A 15,079-nucleotide genomic window follows, 5' to 3' on the forward strand; every position below is an offset into this window, starting at 1 on the left:
GGGGTGGCGGCTCCCGCCCTGGCGCAGGACAGCAAGGACTCGGTGAAGATCATCCAGGAGGAGGATCGCACCGTGTACCGCAAGAAGACGGTGATTGATTTCACGGATGTGGCGGTGGAGGGCGAGCTCACCAAGCCGGAGGGCTCCTACGTCCTCAACCGCAAGAAGACGGATTTCCAAAGCCTCATCAAGGTCCGGGAGAACTTCGACCCGGAGCTTCAGAAGTCGGCGGACAATCTCTAGACGACACAGGTGGCGTTGAACGTTTTCGGGACGGGAAGGGAAGAAGGAAGAACTTCATGGCGGCGGCGAGAAAAAACGGTTTGACGCTTCGGATCACCACCCCGGACGGCTCCATCCAGGAGACGGTTTCGGAGGCGGAGAGTGTCATCGTGGGGTCGGGCGCCCAGGCGGCGGTGAAGATTCAGGATCCGCGCGTGTCCAACCTCCACGTGATGCTGAAGGTGGACAACGATGGCTCCGTGACGGCCATCGACCTGGGCAGTGAAGGCGGCACCCAGGTGTCCGGGCAGAAGCTCATCATCCCCACGGCGCTCAAGCCCGGGGACGTGCTCACGGTGGGCACATCAAGGGTGGAGGTGCTCTTCGGTGAGGTGCCCCGGCCGGCGGCTCCGGCGGCGGCGGTGGCGCAGCCCGGCGTGTTCCAGCAGCGCCCGGCGATGCCCCCGGCGGCTCCGGTGGCGCCTCCGGTGGCCCACTCCGCTCCGGTGCCTCCCAACATGCGGCAGGCTCCGCCTCAGCGGCCCGCGATGAACGCGGCGCCCACGAACGTGGTGGGCACGGTGAGCACGCCGCGCTCCGCTCCGGCGGGCGCGCTGGGCACGCAGGTGTCCCAGAACGTGACGTCCACCCCGGTGTTCGGCCCTCCGCCGCCTCCGGTGGCTGCGCGCAAGCCTACGCCTCCCCAGGTGGCCGCGGCCCGCAAGCCGCAGCCTCCACCGCACCTGCAGGAGCCGCTGCCCCGGGACGCGCAGCCCACGCCGGACGCGAAGGTGCTCCAGGTGTCCATGCTCTGGGGCGACCAGATGCTGGAGGTCCAGCACTTCAAGGACGGCGCGCCGGTCACCATTGGCGAGGGCGCGAAGAACACCTTCACCGTCTTCTCTCCGCAGGTGGGCAAGCGCCACGTGCTCGCGGTGAGCAAGGGCGACAAGCTGGAGCTGCGCGCTCCGGCGGGCTCTGGCGTCTTCGTCACCAACAACGGCGATGTCCGCACGAAGGACGCGCTGCGCGCCGCGGGCCAGCTCAACAACGCCGCGTCGGAGCAGGAGCAGCTCTTCACCCTGGGCCTGCATGACCGTGCGGAGGTGTCGCTGGGCACGGTGGCGTTCGTGATGCGCTACGTGAAGCCGTCGCCGGCCATCCTGGCGACGTCGCTTTCGGACCGCGACTTCGGCTTCTTCAAGATCGCCGCCATCTGCATCCTCGCGGCGGCGGCGTTCGTCACCGCCATGCTGCTGACGCCGCACACGGAGACGAAGTCCGCGGACGACGTCTTCGAGTCCCAGCAGCGCGTGGCCAAGTTCCTCATCACCCCGGAGAAGAAGGTGGAGGCGAAGAAGCTCCAGCTCTCCGGCGTGGAGGAGGGGGCCAAGGCCAAGGACGAAGAGGGCAAGTTCGGCAAGGAGGAGGCGAAGCAGGAAGAGGCCGCGCCCTCCAAGCCGGGCACCCAGGTGGTGGACAAGTCCAAGAAGGAGAAGGACCGCCAGGTGGTGGGCAAGGTGGGTCTCCTCGGCGCGCTCAAGGGCATGAAGGGTGGCGCTTCCGACGTGTTCGGTCCGGGCGGCATCGGCACGGGCATCAACAACTCGCTGGGCGGCCTCAAGGGCGGCGCGGCCATGGGTGACGCGCACGGCGTGGGCGGCATGGGTTCGCGCGGCACGGGCAACGGCGGTGGCGGCACGGCGCTGGGCATCGGCGGCCTGGGCACCCAGGGCAATGGCCGGGGCACGGGCGGATCCGGCGGCATCGACCTGGGCGGCCGTGGCAAGTCCGTCACCAAGGTCATCCCTGGCAAGACGACGGTGATTGGCGGCCTGGACAAGGACGTCATCGCCAAGGTCATCCGGCGGCACCAGAATGAGATCAAGTACTGCTACGAGTCGGAGCTGAACAAGAACCCGTCGCTGGCCGGCAAGGTCGCGGTGGCCTTCACCATCGACCCGGCGGGCGCGGTGGCGGACGCCAGCGTGTCCGAGTCCACGCTGGGCAGCTCTCCCGCGGAGCAGTGCATGATCTCCCGCATCCGCCGCTGGAAGTTCCCAGAGCCCAAGGGCGGCGGCGTGGTGAACGTGACGTACCCCTGGCTGTTCTCGCCCTCGGGTGCGGACGCCGCTGAGTAGTCCGGGGCGCACTTCGTAGACTGGAAGACCGAAATGGCGTGGACGAAACGGTCCACGCCATTTTCGTTTTTCCCCGCTGCCGTTTCGTGCCGGGCGTCACTACTGTCCGTGCCACTGCTGCCAGGCGTGCGAGGGAGCAGGAGGACAACGTGACGGGAGGAGTCGTGAGGAAGTCGCTGCTGTTGGCCGCGCTCGCGCTGGCGACGCCGGCCCTGGGGGCCACGCCGCCGGAGGGCGTGCCGTTCGAGCCGCGCCGGGGGTTCTTCACCGAGACCGACGTCGGGGTGTTCTTCACGGTGGGCGGCGAGAACAGCTACTCCAACGCGCAGTCGTACGTGCAGTTGGGCATTGGCTATGACTTGACGGAGCGGCTGTCGTTGGGCGCCCACTTCGCGCTGGGCTCCTCCGCGCAGAACTGCTTCGCGGGCTACCTGCCGGACTCCAACGTCTGCGCCCTGTCCGACAACTTCACCGTGGCCTTCGGCGACCTGACGGCCGCGTACCACGTGCGGCTGGCCAACCGCTTCTACCTGACGCCCAAGGTGGCGGCGGGCTACACGCGGTTGGACCCGACGCCGGTGGATCCGGACCAGGGCGACCCGGGCCGCTCCATCAACGCCTTCAACGCGGGCCTGGGCGTGGGCGTGGAGTACGCCACGTCCTTCGACCACTTCTCCGTGGGCGCGGATCTGCTCGGGCGCTACATCTTCGGGCCCAACATCATGACGTTCGCGGTGTTCCCGCGCGTGAAGTACACGTTCTAGCGCGCCACTTGCCGGGCGTATCCGGCGGGTGTGCAGCCCACGATGCGCCGGAAGTCGCGGATGAAGTGGGCCTGATCGAAGTAGCCCAGCTCCAGCGCCAGCCGAGCCAGCTCCGGAGGTGGCGTTTCGCGCAGCCGCTCCGCGGCTTCATGCAGGCGGTAGCGCTGGATGACCCACTTGGGATTCACGCCCACGTAGCGGTTGAACAGCCGCTGCAGCGTGCGCAGGCCCGGGCCTCCGGGCGTGAGCAGGTCCTCCACCTTCGTCACCGCGCGGTCCTCCAGGATGCGCGTGACGAGCCCCTGCACGAGCGCCACGTTCGGATCCGGCGCGGGCATGCGAGCCCGCAGGAAGGCCTCCGCCAGGGCGATGCGCTCGCGGTCCGCGTCTCGCGCGACGTCGGTGGCGAGGATGGCCGCCTCGAACTCCAGCGCCTCCGGGCCCAGCAACGCACCGGGTGAAGCGGTTCGTCGCGTGAGGGCGGACACGGGCGTCCCCACGAAGGGGAAGAAGCCACCGGGCCGGAACTTGATGCTGAACACGCCGCCCAGCCCCTCCAGCGTGATGGAGAAGCGGCCCGGGTGCGGGCCACCCACGCGCGACGTGCCGTCCTGGAAGGCCCAGTGCACGGAGGGGTGGCTGAGGCTCTGCTGGAGGTAGGGCGGCTGTCCGCGCAGGTCCCATCGCACGGCCCAGAAGTGTTCGACCCACGGGCGCAGGTCCTCCGCGGGCAGGACGCGGACGTGCTCGAAGTGCCGGGGATCCGGGCGGGGATACAGCAGGCCCCGAGGCTTGCCCGCGTTCGACTCCACCCGCCTTGCCGCCTCCTCCAGGACGTCCGTGTCCTGGCGCGCTTCTACTACCGCTTCGACTGACGCCGGACAGGTGCCCCGGCCCGGCGGGCGGATTCAGCTCCGTCGCTCGTGTGCTCACCCTGAAAGTCACCCTCGCGGTTCTTTCCAGGTAATCACATGACCCCCGTTCTCCGTTCCCATGCGCGTGTGTGGGTGCTGGTGCTGTCGTTGCTGTCCGTCCCCGCGCTCGCGCAGGGCATCCCGAACCTGCCGTCCGCGGAGGAGTGCTGGGGCCAGTCGCCGGACGCGGACCACGACGGCGTGAGCGACAGCTGCGAGCTCCAGGTGGCCGCGGCCTTCATGCCCACGCTGTGGATTGCCCAGGGGGAGAAGGGCGTGGCGCGCCGGCCGTACTTCGCGGCGCGGCCGTTGAACTCCGCCCTGCGCACGCTGCGCATCTTCTACCTGGCCGCGTACTACGAGGACCACGGCATCCCCAGCCTGGGCATCTTCAACGTCTTCGCCCACGACGGGGACTCCGAGTTCCAGGTGCTGGACGTGCACTACGCCGACGGCCGCTGGTACCTGGACCAGGCCTTCCTGGCCGCGCACCTGGAGACGGCTTGCGATTCGTCGGGTTGGTACGGCTACGCGCAGCTCGAGTACGCGGGGGCGTACCGGGGCGCGCCGCGCATCTACGTGGCCGGGAACAAGCATGGCTCCTACAACTCGAAGGCCACCTGTGCCCGGGGCTGCTACTTCACCGACAGCTGCTCCCAGGGTCGGCAGGAGCCGTTGGATCCCGGCAACCAGCTCGCGGGTCGCAACGTGGGCTCCATCAGCCTCCCGTTGATCAACGCCGTCACCGTCAATGGCCAGACGGAGCGGCTTTGGGACGACGTGGAGTTCAAGGGCTGGGACGACCAGGGGAACCGGAGCAACTCGACGCCGTACCGCGCGCGGCTCGTCCGCTTCGGCTTCTGACGCCGGAACGAAGAAGGGGCCGCCACCCGCGTGTGCGCAGGTGACGGCCCCTGGAAGTTTCAGGCGCTTCCGCGGAAGGACTACTCCGCGTCGGCGCGCTCTTCGCGCTTGCGCTCGCGCTCGGCGCGGTAGCGCTCGCCCACGGCCAGCGCCTTCTTGCGCATGCGGATGGACTTGGGCGTCACCTCGACGAGCTCGTCGTCGGCGATCCACTCCAGGGCCTTCTCCAGCCCCATCTCGCGCGGCGGGACGAGGATGACGTTCTCGTCGCGGCCGGCGGCGCGGATGTTGGTGAGCTTCTTCTCGCGGCAGCAGTTGACGTTGAGCTCGGACGGGTGCGCGTTCTCGCCGATGATCATCCCCTCGTACACGGTGGTGCCCGCGCCGATGAAGAGCTGGCCGCGCTCCTGGATGCTGAACAGCGCGTACGGGACCGTGTCGCCCAGGCGGTCGGAGACCATGGCGCCGTTGGCGCGCTTCGGGATGTAGCCGAACCACGGCTCGAAGCCGTCGAACTGGCTGCTCATGATGCCCTCACCGCGCGTGATGGTGAGGAACTCCGAGCGGAACCCGATGAGGCCGCGCGCGGGGATGCGGAACTGGAGGCGGGTGCGGCCCGAGCCCAGCTGCTGCATGTCCGTCATGCGGCCCTTGCGGGGCCCCAGGCGCTCCGTCACCACGCCCACGCTGTTCTCCGGCACGTCGGCGAAGAGCAGCTCCATGGGCTCGTGGAGCTGGCCGTCCACCGTCTTGGTGATGGGCTCCGGGTTGGAGGCCGTGAGCTCGTACCCCTCTCGGCGCATGTTCTCGATGATGACCGCCAGCGCCAGTTCGCCACGGCCCACCACGCGGAACGCGTCCGGCGTCGCGGTGTCCTCCACGCGCACGGCCACGTTGCGGTAGGCCTCGCGGTACAGGCGCTCGCGCAGGTTGCGGGAGGTGACGTACTTGCCCTCCTTGCCCGCCAGCGGCCCGTCGTTGACCTTGAAGATCATCATCATCGTGGGCTCGTCCACGGTGATGCGCGGCAGCGCCACGGGCTTCTCGAAGTCCGCGATGGTGTCGCCGATGCTGATTTCCTCGATGCCCGCGATGGAGACGATCTCACCCGGGCCCGCGTCCGGGATCTCCTGGCGCTTCAGGCCGGAGAAGCCGAACAGCTTGACGATCTTGCCCTGCTGCACCTTGCCGCCCTCGCGGACGACGGACACGGGCATGTTCGGGGTGATGCGGCCCGCCTGCACGCGACCCACCGCCAGACGGCCGACGTAGTCGTCGTAGTCCAGGTTGGCGACGAGCAGCTGCAGCGTCGGCTGCTCCACCGGGGGCGGGGGCGGGGGCGGGATGTGCTTGATGATGGCGTCGTACAGCGGCTCCAGCGTCTTGCCCGGCACGTCCAGCGACGTGGAGGCCTGACCCTGGCGCGCGACGGTGTAGAGGACGGGCATCTCCAGCTGCTCTTCGTTCGCGCCCAGGTCGATGTAGAGCGAGTACACCAGGTCCAGCACTTCCTTGGCCCGGGCGTCCTGACGGTCGATCTTGTTGATGACCAGCACGGTCTTCAGGCCCATGGCCAGCGCCTTGGTGAGCACGAAGCGCGTCTGGGGCAGGGGACCTTCGGCGGCGTCCACCAGCAGGATGACGCCATCGACCAGGCGCAGACCGCGCTCCACCTCGCCACCGAAGTCGGCGTGGCCCGGCGTGTCGATGATGTTGATCTGCATCCCCTTGTAGGAGACGGCAGTGTTCTTCGCGAGGATGGTGATGCCCTTCTCGCGCTCGAGGTCGTTCGAGTCCATGACCCGCTCGGCCACGTGCTCATTGGAGCGGAAGGTCCCCGCCTGCCGGAGCAGGTGGTCGACGAGGGTGGTCTTGCCGTGGTCGACGTGGGCGACAATGGCGACGTTGCGAATGTTTTCGCGAGAGATCATCAGGACCAACTAACGGAAATGAAGGTGCGAGGAGAGACGCCCAGAACGGGGTTTCTCAATCCCACCGGAACCCGGAAGGCGGGGGCTTATATGCCGGGGGCTTCCCACCTGCAATGAAGGCGGGTGTCCAGCAGGCAAACAATCAGCCCCCCTGCCTGCTAGGCGCTTATCCCACCTTTGGCGGAATTTCCGCGGTCTCCACTCCCAGCCGCTCCCTCAGGAAGCGCTCCACCCGCAGCTCCACCAGGCCTGGAACTTCCAGTGGGGCGGTATGGGTGCCCTCGGAAATCATCAGGAGCTCAGAGGAGGGGATGCGCTGAGCCATCTTCCGGGACAGCCAGCCGGGGGTGAAGCGGTCCTTCTCCCCGGCGACCACCAGGGTGGGCACGTCCACGTGGTCCAGGTGGTCCTCGGCGGTGTGGTTCGCCAGAGAATCCAGGGTTCGCACGAAGACGACGGGGTCCATGCGTGCCAGATGCGTGAAGTAGGGGGCCAGGTCGTTGCGGGCGATGAGGTCCGGGTTCATCTCCAGGCGGATGGCCAGTTGCACCACCAATTCCGTGGTGAGCGCCCCGTGCACGATGCGCGCGGTGTGCCGGGGGAAGCGCTCCACCGCGGCCCTCAAGGTGGGGAAGAGGCGCTTGAGCATCGTGGAGTCATGGAAGGTGTCCAGCGGCAGGCCGTAGCTGCCGCACACCAGCACCAGCCCCTCCACGCGCCGGGCGTAGCGGCGGTGGAACTCCAGCGCCACCTGCACGCCCATGGAGTGGCCGAAGAGGACGGCCTTGTCCATGCCCGCCGCGTCCATCACCCGCGCCAGGTCGTCGCAGGTGTACGCCATGCCGATGCGCGTGCGGTCCGTGGGGACGGTGCTCTTGCCGTGGCCCCGGTAGTGCCAGCGCAGCACGCGGTGGCGCCGGCCCAGGTAGGGCAGGAGGTACTTCCAGGCGAAGCCGTCACAGCCCAGGCCGTCGCACAGGACCATGCCCGGGGCCCCGTCCCCTCGCACCTGGTAGTAGAGGTCCGCGCCGTCCGGCACCCGCAGCGAGTCCTGCCGGAAGGAGACCGCCTGTCCGTGGGGTGCGCTCACGCCTCCACCTCTTCCGTGTCCAGCCCCTCGGGGATGCCCTTGTCCAGCCCGTAGCGGGAGATTTTCAAGAGCAGGTTGGAGCGGCTGATGCCCAGCTCGCGCGACAGCCGGCTCTTGTTGTAGCGGGTGCGCACCAGGCCCTGGTGGATCATCTCCTTCTCCAGGGACTCCACCGCCTCGTGCAGCTTGCCGTGCGCGCGCGGGGCGATGAAGGGCCCGCCGCCGGGGACGACGGCGTCTCGGATGCGGCTGGAGAGCAGGTCCGCGGGGATGACCTCCAGCTCGCCTCCCAGCACCAGCAGCCGTTCGATTTCGTTCTCCAGCTCGCGGATGTTCCCTGGCCACGCGTACGCGCCCAGGATGCCCAGGGCCTCCGGCGCCAGGCCCCGCGCGCGCTGGCCCTCGCGGTGGTGCTTGCGCAGGAAATGGTCGATGAGGACGGGCAGGTCGTCCTTGCGCTCGCGCAGGGGCGGCAGCTGCAGGCGGATGACGTTGATGCGGTAGAAGAGGTCCTCGCGGAACTCGCCGCGCTTCACCATCTCGCCCAGGTCCTTGTGGGTGGCGGCGATGACGCGCACGTCGACCTCGCGGGAATGGGTGCCGCCCACCGGCAGGAAGGTGCCTTCCTGGAGGACTCGCAGGAGCTTCACCTGGAGGGCGGGGGACATGTCGCCCACCTCGTCCAGGAAGAAGGTGCCCTGGTCCGCGACCTCGAAGAGGCCCTTCTTGTCCTTGAGCGCGCCGGTGAAGGAGCCCCGGGTGTGACCGAAGAGGGCGCTCTCCAGCAGGTTGTCGTTGAAGGCGGAGCAGTTCTGCACGACGAACGGCTTGTCCTTGCGCGGGCCGTTGTGGTGGATGGCGCGCGCCACCAGCTCCTTGCCCGTGCCGGACTCGCCGTTGATGAGGACGGTGGAGTCGGAGTGGGCCACCTTCTCCATCAGGCGGAACACTTCGTTCATGGCCCCGGAGCGGCCGATGATCTTCTCGAAGCGGTAGCGGTTGGACAGCTCGGAGGCCATGGACTGGATGGTCTCCTCCTTGCGCGTGAGCTCCACCTCCTGGTTGGCGATCTCCGTGACCGCGAACTCCAAGAGGTCCGACAGCTTGCTCAACTCCGAGCCGTCCAGCACCGGCACGCGCTCCGCCGCGCCCTCCAGCTCCAGCATGGCCCCGGGCGCGATGTCGCGCATCTTGCCCAGGAGCACCTGTCCGTCTCCGGGCATGAGCGGCTGCCGGGCGAAGCCCTCCACGAAGAGGAAGCCCTCGTACTCGTTGCGGATGTAGAGCGGCGCGCCCACGATGGACAGGCGCAGGTGGCAGTCGTGGAAGAGCGAGCGGCGCAGGTTCTTGGCGGCCTTGAACTTCTCATGCAGCACCCGCACCGACTGGGCACACCGCCGCATCCCCTCCCGCGCCCCCAGCGAGTGGCGGCAGAAGTCGTTGGGCGGCGGGATGAAATCCCCGCGCTGCCAGTCGTGCACCAGGCCGTTGCGATCCGCGAACGAAAGCTCCACCTGCCACCACTTGCGGATGACATCCCTCAACATGACAATGGTGTGCAGATTCTGATGCTTCTCGAAGTCCATCCCCGCGTCCCTCGGCCTGTTGCGGATCAGGACAACGGATCTACGGGGTTGTCCGAAATCAATCCAGCGGCACCTGTCCGAATGAAGGCGCTGTTGGCGTACCCTGGTTCCCTGTGAGCGCACCCCCACATACACACGGCAGGGCCGGGCACGGTCATTCGCACGACCACGACCATGACCACTCGCATCATGGGCATTCGCACGGCCATTCGCACGGTCCCCGCAAGGGCGGGCTGGCGGAGGAGCGGCGCAAGGACCGGCGGCGGCTGCTGTTCGCGCTGGGGCTGACGGCGACCATCATGGTGGCGGAGGCGGTGGGCGGCTTCCTCACCAACTCGCTGGCGCTGCTCTCCGACGCCGGGCACATGCTGACGGACGTGTCGGCCATGGTCCTGAGCCTGCTGGCGCTCTGGTTCGCCGGGCGGCCCGCGGACCTGAAGAAGACCTACGGCTACTACCGGATGGAGATCTTGAGCGCGCTCCTCAACGGGGTGCTGCTGCTGGTCATCACCATCTTCATCCTGATGGAGGCCTGGCAGCGCATGCGCACGCCCGCTCCGGTGGAGTTGGGGCCCATGGCGCTGGTGGCGGGCATCGGCCTGGTGGCGAACCTGGCGGCGCTGGGCTTCCTGCACCAGACGCACTCCATGAACGTGCGCGGTGCGTTCCTGCACGTGCTGGGGGACACGCTGTCGTCGGTGGGCGTGCTGATTGGCGCGGGCGTGATGTGGTGGACCGGCTGGTACGTGGTGGACCCCATCATCTCCGTGCTGATTTCGATGATCATCGTCGTGGGCGCGCTGCGGCTGGTGAAGGACGCGGTGGACGTGCTCCTGGAGGCGGTGCCCGCGCACGTGGACCTGGAGCAGGTGCGCGACCTCATGGGAAAGGTGCCGGGCGTGCAGGCGGTGCACGACCTGCACGTGTGGACCATCTCCAGCGGGATGTACGCGCTGTCCGCGCACCTGGTGGTGGCGGACCCCATGGTCTGCAACAACGACGACATCCTGTCCGCGGTGAAGCACGACCTCTTCGACCGCTTCGGCATCGACCACACGACCATCCAGATTGAGAGCCAGTCCTACGCCCACCTGGGCGAGGTGCACTGACTCACGCTTGCGAAAGGCGCGCGGGGAGGGAATCCTCGCGGGCCTCTATGAGCGTGCTGGACAAGGTGTTGTCGCTGCGGCCGGGCAACGTGGTGGCGCGGGTGGGCCCGGGCTCCCGGGTACCCCTGTTGGATCCACGAGAGTTGCTTGCGGCGCTGGAATCCACGCCCATGGCGCTGCCGTGCCTGCCGGTGCTGTCCAAGGGCGCGCTGCCGGGCCTGTTGGGCGCGGCCCGCGCGGAGGACTCGGTGCTGGGCCTCTCCTGCCCGCACCCCCTGGCGGACCGGGGCGCGCCGGAGCGCTTCGTGAGGGCGGTGCACGCGGCGGCCCAGGAGGCCGAGCACACCCGGCCCCTGTTCCTCCAGGCCGGTCCCCTCCGAGTCACTTCCACGGACGCGGACGTGCTGGACGCGCTCCAGGACGGCATCTTCCGCGTGGTGGACGCGGGCTTCGCGCTGGTGTCGCTGGACCTGTCGCGCCTCACCTCCTACGAGGCCGTGGAGGCGGTGAACGCGCTGGTGGGCCCGCTCAAGGAGCGCGAGCTGTCGCTGGAGGTGTCTCCGCCCCAGCTGTCCTCCGGCGGGCTGGTGGACGCGTGCGCGACGCTGCTGGAGGGGCTGGCGCAGTGGCAGGTCCCGCTGCGCTTCCTGCGCGTGTCGGACGCCCAGCTGGGAGAGGGCGAGCTGGACGTGGAGCTGCTGCGGCAGGTGGTGGAGACGGCCGCGGGGAAGGGCGTGTCGGTGTCGGTGGCGGAGGCCTCCACGGGGCCCGCGCGGGGGCTGTCCAGCTACGTGGCCGTGGGTGTGCGCAAGGTGGACCAGGGAGGGCCCTTCGGTCCGCTGGCCCTGCGCGCCTGGCCTCCAGAGGTCCGCGAGGCGGTGGTGGCGCGGGCCCAGGCGGCGGGCATGCCGGCCGGGGAGCTGCTCTCCGTGCTGGAGGAGGGGCTGCCGCCCCTGACGCCCTCGGCCCGGGAGACGCTGGAGGCGCTGTCCTTCGCGGAGGCCACGGAGGCCCTGGTGGCGCTGGGGGCGCACCGGTCCGCTTCGGTGGCTATGGCGTTCCTCGCGAAGCCGGGCGGGGACCTGGGCTAGAAGGGCGCGCATGCGCATCGTTGCAGGCAGCGCGAAGGGTCGGGCCCTGACGGGGCCCAAGCCGTCGTCCGGACACATCCGCCCCACGGCGGACCGGGTCCGGGAAACCATCTTCAACATGCTGGGCCAGTTCCTGGACGGCCAGGCCGTGCTGGACCTGTACGCGGGGACCGGCGCCCTGGGGCTGGAGGCCCTGTCGCGGGGCGCGGGCCGGCTGGTGCTGGTGGACCAGGACCGCGAGGCCCTGGCCCTGTGCCGGAAGAACACCGACGCGCTGGGCTTCGCCGCCCAGGTGTCCATCCTGGCGCAGCCCGTGGTCCGCGCGCTGGAGACGTTGGGCAAGCAGGGGGCCAGGTTCGACCTCGTCTTCGCGGATCCACCCTACGCGGCGCGCGTGGTGGAGACGGTGCTGGAGGCGGTGGCGGCCGCGGGCGTGGTGACGCCGGGCGGCACGGTGATGGTGGAGCACGACAAGCGGGAAGCGGCCCCGGAGGCCCACTCGGGGCTCGCCCTGGAGGACCAGCGCCGCTTCGGGGACACCCTGGTGAGCTTCTACCGGGCCCCGTGACGTGCGCTTGACCGGCCCCGTGGGCCCGCCGAGACTTCAACGCACCCATGCCGGTCGCCATCTATCCTGGTTCGTTCGATCCGCTCACCAACGGGCACCTGAGCCTCATCCAGCGCAGCCTGAAGATGTTCGACCGGCTCATCGTCGCCATCGCGGTGAACCCGAAGAAGACGCCCCTCTTCAGCCAGGAGGAGCGCATCGAGCTCATCCGTGAAGCGGTGAACGACCCCCGCGTGGAGGTGGACGCCTTCCACGGCCTGCTGGTGGACTACGTGCACCAGCGCAACGTGAGCGTCGTCATCCGCGGGCTGCGCGCGGTGTCGGACTTCGAATACGAGTTCCAACTGGCGAACATGAACCGCAAGCTGGCGCCGGACATCGACACCGTCTTCATGATGACGGGTGAGGACTACTTCTACATCTCCTCGCAGCTGGTCCGGGAGGTCGCGACCTTCGGGGGGAACGTGGATGGGCTCGTTCCCCCGAACGTCAACGCGGGGCTGAAGAAGAAGTTCGGCCCGAAACCGTAGCGGCAGGCGGGCGACGCAGGACGTCCGGGAGGCTTGTCCGCTTCGGACGTTCCGCGCTAGGCAGGACGCATGAAACTCGCCCGCCGGCTGCAAGCCATCAAGCCCTCCGCCACCCTGGCCCTCAACGCCCGCGCCAAGGCGCTCGCGGCGAGTGGGAAGGACGTGGTGGTGCTCGCCGCCGGTGAGCCGGACTTCGACACGCCGGAGTTCGTGAAGCAGGCGGCCATCGACGCGCTCCGCACGGGCTTCACCAAGTACACCGCCACCGCGGGCATGCCGGAGCTTCGCGAGGCCGTCTGCCGCAAGCTGGAGAGGGACAACGGCCTGAAGTACGCGGTGGATCAGGTGGTGGTGACGGCGGGCGGCAAGCAGTCGCTCTACAACTGCTTCCAGGCGCTGCTGGACGAAGGCGACGAGGTCATCATCTTCGCGCCGTACTGGGTGAGCTACCCGGACATGGTGCACCTGGCGGGCGGCACGCCGGTCATCGTCCCCACGCGCGAGGAGGACGGCTACGCGCCGGACCCCGCCGCCATCAAGAAGGCGCTCACCCCGCGCACGCGCGCCATCGTGCTCAACAGCCCGGCCAACCCCACGGGCGCGGTGTACTCGCGCGCCACGCTGGAGGGCATCGCGGACGCGGTGCGCGGGCACGACTGCATCATCGTCACCGACGACATGTACGAGAAGCTCCTCTACACGGGGGAGCCGTTCCTCAACCTGGGCAACGTGGCGCCGGACCTGGTGCCCCGGCTGCTGCTGTCCAACGGCCTGTCCAAGTCCCACGCGATGACGGGTTGGCGGCTGGGCTACGCGGCGGGCCCCAAGGCGCTCATCACCGGCATGCAGCTGGTGCAGGACCAGTCCACCTCCAACGCGTCCTCCATCACGCAGAAGGCGGCGCTGGCGGCGCTCAACGGCCCCACGGACACCATCACCGCCATGGTGAACGAGTACCGCGAGCGCCGGGACTTGTTCGTCGCGGGACTCAACGCCATCCCCGGCATCCGCTGCCGGCTGCCGGAAGGCGCCTTCTACGCGATGGCGGACGTGCGGGGCCTGCTGGGCAAGACGTACAAGGGCAAGCCGCTGACGGACTCGCTCCAGCTCTCCGAGGCGCTGCTCAACGACTTCCTCGTGGCGGCGGTGCCGGGAGATCCGTTCGGTGCGCCGGGCTACATCCGCATGAGCTTCGTCACCTCGCGCGAGGTGCTGCAGAAGGGCCTGACGCGCCTGCGGGATTTTGTCGCGGCGCTGGGGTGAGGTGAAGAGGCGGTCTGGGACAGTGAATTCCCAGGCCGCTTCGTCGTCTGGAAAGCCACCGGACGCACCGACGAGCCCCCACGCGGGCCAGGTGCGGAAGGCCTCGCGCCGGCCGGAGCGCGCTTTCCCTGAAGAACCCACCCATGATGACCCTGAAGACTCGAAGCAGCGTGCTCTGCGCGCTGTTGATGGCCGTTGTGTTGTCCGCGTGCGATCCCGACGCCGGGTCCTCCAAGGATCCGGCTGACCAGGAGCCCCGGCCCGGGCGGGTGACGGGCGTCGTGTTGACGGAGCAGGGCGAACCGCTCAAGGACTTCGAAGTCACCCTCATGGAGACCGACAAGACGGTCATCTCCGACGCGCAGGGCAAGTTCACCTTCGAGTCGCCATGATTGAAGCCGAGCGCGATGGCTTCAAGACCGCGTCCGGAATCCTGATCGTGATCCAGGCCCCGGATCCCGTGAGCATCACCCTGCAGTCGGCGCCTTGACGAAAGCAGCGGGGCGCCCGGGAGTAACGCCGGGCGCTCCTTGGCGTCTTCAGTCCGTGTACGCGAAGGCGTGCCAGCTCAGGTCCGGGCTGCCGCGGAAGAGGAAGATGGCCGCGTGGCCGGAGAGGTTGCCCACCGCGGCCCAGGTGTCCTTGAGCGCGCGCGGATCCAGGCCCAGGCGCGCGGGCGGCTTGCCGTACTTCTTCTCCATCTCCGCGATGGGCAGCACTTCGATGTCGTAGAGGGTGACCAGGTCCGTGCGGCGCGAGCGCAGCTGCTTCACCCATGCCTGCACCAGCTCGTCGGGCGTGTTGAAGCGCTTGTCCTCCAGCTGGAACGGGAAGATCAGCTCCGTGGACGCGTTGCGCACATCCCCCGTCAGCAGGCTCTGGAAGAGGAATCGCGCCTCGTTGTGGATCACCGAACGGGCGATGCCCTCGGGGGACAGGTCCTCTTCGGTGGGGCGCGCGGCTTCGCGACCCGGGGCCAACTGGACGGTGCCCGCGGAGGAGGGGG

General features: G+C 68.8%; 14 protein-coding genes and 1 pseudogene. 10 read left to right on the top strand and 5 right to left on the bottom strand.

Going from position 1 to position 15,079, the window contains the following annotated elements:
* The first annotated feature begins 3 nt into the window (after positions 1 to 3).
* The 3 genes from D7Y11_RS36500 (at position 4) to cglE (ending at position 3,127) form a co-directional block, all read left to right on the top strand.
* Positions 4 to 243 carry a hypothetical protein gene (locus D7Y11_RS36500; RefSeq protein WP_126935983.1) on the top strand — a complete coding sequence of 80 codons (240 nt, stop codon included), beginning with the start codon at positions 4 to 6 and terminating at the stop codon, positions 241 to 243.
* 56 nt (positions 244 to 299) lie between these two features.
* Entirely contained in the window at positions 300 to 2,363 is a 2,064-nt protein-coding gene (locus D7Y11_RS36505) for a TonB family protein (RefSeq protein WP_126935977.1), read from the top strand.
* Positions 2,364 to 2,527: 164 nt separating this feature from the next.
* Positions 2,528 to 3,127 carry an adventurous gliding motility protein CglE gene (gene cglE / locus D7Y11_RS36510; protein ID WP_120580183.1) on the top strand — a complete coding sequence of 200 codons (600 nt, stop codon included), beginning with the start codon at positions 2,528 to 2,530 and terminating at the stop codon, positions 3,125 to 3,127.
* On the opposite strand, the gene D7Y11_RS36515 is transcribed toward cglE, so the two are convergent.
* On the bottom strand, positions 3,124 to 3,939 hold the full coding sequence (locus tag D7Y11_RS36515; protein ID WP_126935978.1) for a DUF6597 domain-containing transcriptional factor: 816 nt from the start codon (positions 3,937 to 3,939) through the stop codon (positions 3,124 to 3,126). The genes cglE and D7Y11_RS36515 overlap by 4 nt on opposite strands.
* Positions 3,940 to 4,098: 159 nt before the next feature.
* Between D7Y11_RS36515 and D7Y11_RS36520 the strand changes: the two genes are divergently transcribed.
* Positions 4,099 to 4,905 carry a hypothetical protein gene (locus D7Y11_RS36520; protein WP_126935979.1) on the top strand — a complete coding sequence of 269 codons (807 nt, stop codon included), beginning with the start codon at positions 4,099 to 4,101 and terminating at the stop codon, positions 4,903 to 4,905.
* A gap of 80 nt (positions 4,906 to 4,985) precedes the next feature.
* Here D7Y11_RS36520 and typA read toward each other — a convergent pair whose 3' ends face one another.
* From typA to D7Y11_RS36535, 3 genes are all read right to left on the bottom strand, one after another.
* On the bottom strand, positions 4,986 to 6,836 hold the full coding sequence (gene typA, locus D7Y11_RS36525) for a translational GTPase TypA (RefSeq protein ID WP_126935980.1): 1,851 nt from the start codon (positions 6,834 to 6,836) through the stop codon (positions 4,986 to 4,988).
* 166 nt (positions 6,837 to 7,002) lie between these two features.
* Positions 7,003 to 7,926, bottom strand: a complete 924-nt coding sequence (locus tag D7Y11_RS36530) for an alpha/beta fold hydrolase (RefSeq protein ID WP_121754126.1) — start codon at positions 7,924 to 7,926, stop codon at positions 7,003 to 7,005.
* A complete protein-coding gene (locus tag D7Y11_RS36535) occupies positions 7,923 to 9,512 on the bottom strand; it encodes a sigma 54-interacting transcriptional regulator (RefSeq protein WP_120580176.1) in 1,590 nt (529 codons plus the stop codon). Before D7Y11_RS36535 ends, D7Y11_RS36530 begins: the two co-directional genes overlap by 4 nt.
* Positions 9,513 to 9,625: 113 nt before the next feature.
* On the opposite strand from D7Y11_RS36535, the gene D7Y11_RS36540 reads away from it, so the two are divergent.
* The 6 genes from D7Y11_RS36540 to D7Y11_RS36565 all read left to right on the top strand — a co-directional run bounded on the left by D7Y11_RS36540 (position 9,626) and on the right by D7Y11_RS36565 (position 14,465).
* The gene (locus D7Y11_RS36540) at positions 9,626 to 10,621 is read left to right on the top strand and encodes a cation diffusion facilitator family transporter (protein WP_120580177.1); all 996 of its coding nucleotides are present in this window, start codon (positions 9,626 to 9,628) and stop codon (positions 10,619 to 10,621) included.
* 47 nt (positions 10,622 to 10,668) lie between these two features.
* Positions 10,669 to 11,712 (top strand): hypothetical protein, encoded by a 1,044-nt coding sequence (locus tag D7Y11_RS36545; protein ID WP_120580178.1) that lies wholly within the window; start codon positions 10,669 to 10,671, stop codon positions 11,710 to 11,712.
* Positions 11,713 to 11,722: 10 nt separating this feature from the next.
* Positions 11,723 to 12,280 (top strand): 16S rRNA (guanine(966)-N(2))-methyltransferase RsmD, encoded by a 558-nt coding sequence (gene rsmD, locus D7Y11_RS36550; RefSeq protein WP_126935981.1) that lies wholly within the window; start codon positions 11,723 to 11,725, stop codon positions 12,278 to 12,280.
* A 47-nt stretch (positions 12,281 to 12,327) separates the two neighbouring features.
* The gene (gene coaD, locus D7Y11_RS36555; RefSeq protein ID WP_014396068.1) at positions 12,328 to 12,810 is read left to right on the top strand and encodes a pantetheine-phosphate adenylyltransferase; all 483 of its coding nucleotides are present in this window, start codon (positions 12,328 to 12,330) and stop codon (positions 12,808 to 12,810) included.
* Between the two features lie 69 nt (positions 12,811 to 12,879).
* Positions 12,880 to 14,073, top strand: a complete 1,194-nt coding sequence (locus tag D7Y11_RS36560; RefSeq protein ID WP_126935982.1) for a pyridoxal phosphate-dependent aminotransferase — start codon at positions 12,880 to 12,882, stop codon at positions 14,071 to 14,073.
* Positions 14,074 to 14,216: 143 nt separating this feature from the next.
* Positions 14,217 to 14,465, top strand: coding sequence for a carboxypeptidase regulatory-like domain-containing protein (locus D7Y11_RS36565; RefSeq protein WP_120580182.1), 249 nt, complete (start codon positions 14,217 to 14,219; stop codon positions 14,463 to 14,465).
* A gap of 147 nt (positions 14,466 to 14,612) precedes the next feature.
* Here the strand turns inward: D7Y11_RS36565 and D7Y11_RS36570 are convergent.
* A pseudogene (locus D7Y11_RS36570) lies at positions 14,613 to 15,079 on the bottom strand (hypothetical protein); the annotation flags it as partial.

Origin of the sequence: Corallococcus sp. AB018, from assembly GCF_003986945.1 — a bacterium.
GTDB classification, from domain to species: domain Bacteria; phylum Myxococcota; class Myxococcia; order Myxococcales; family Myxococcaceae; genus Corallococcus; species Corallococcus exiguus.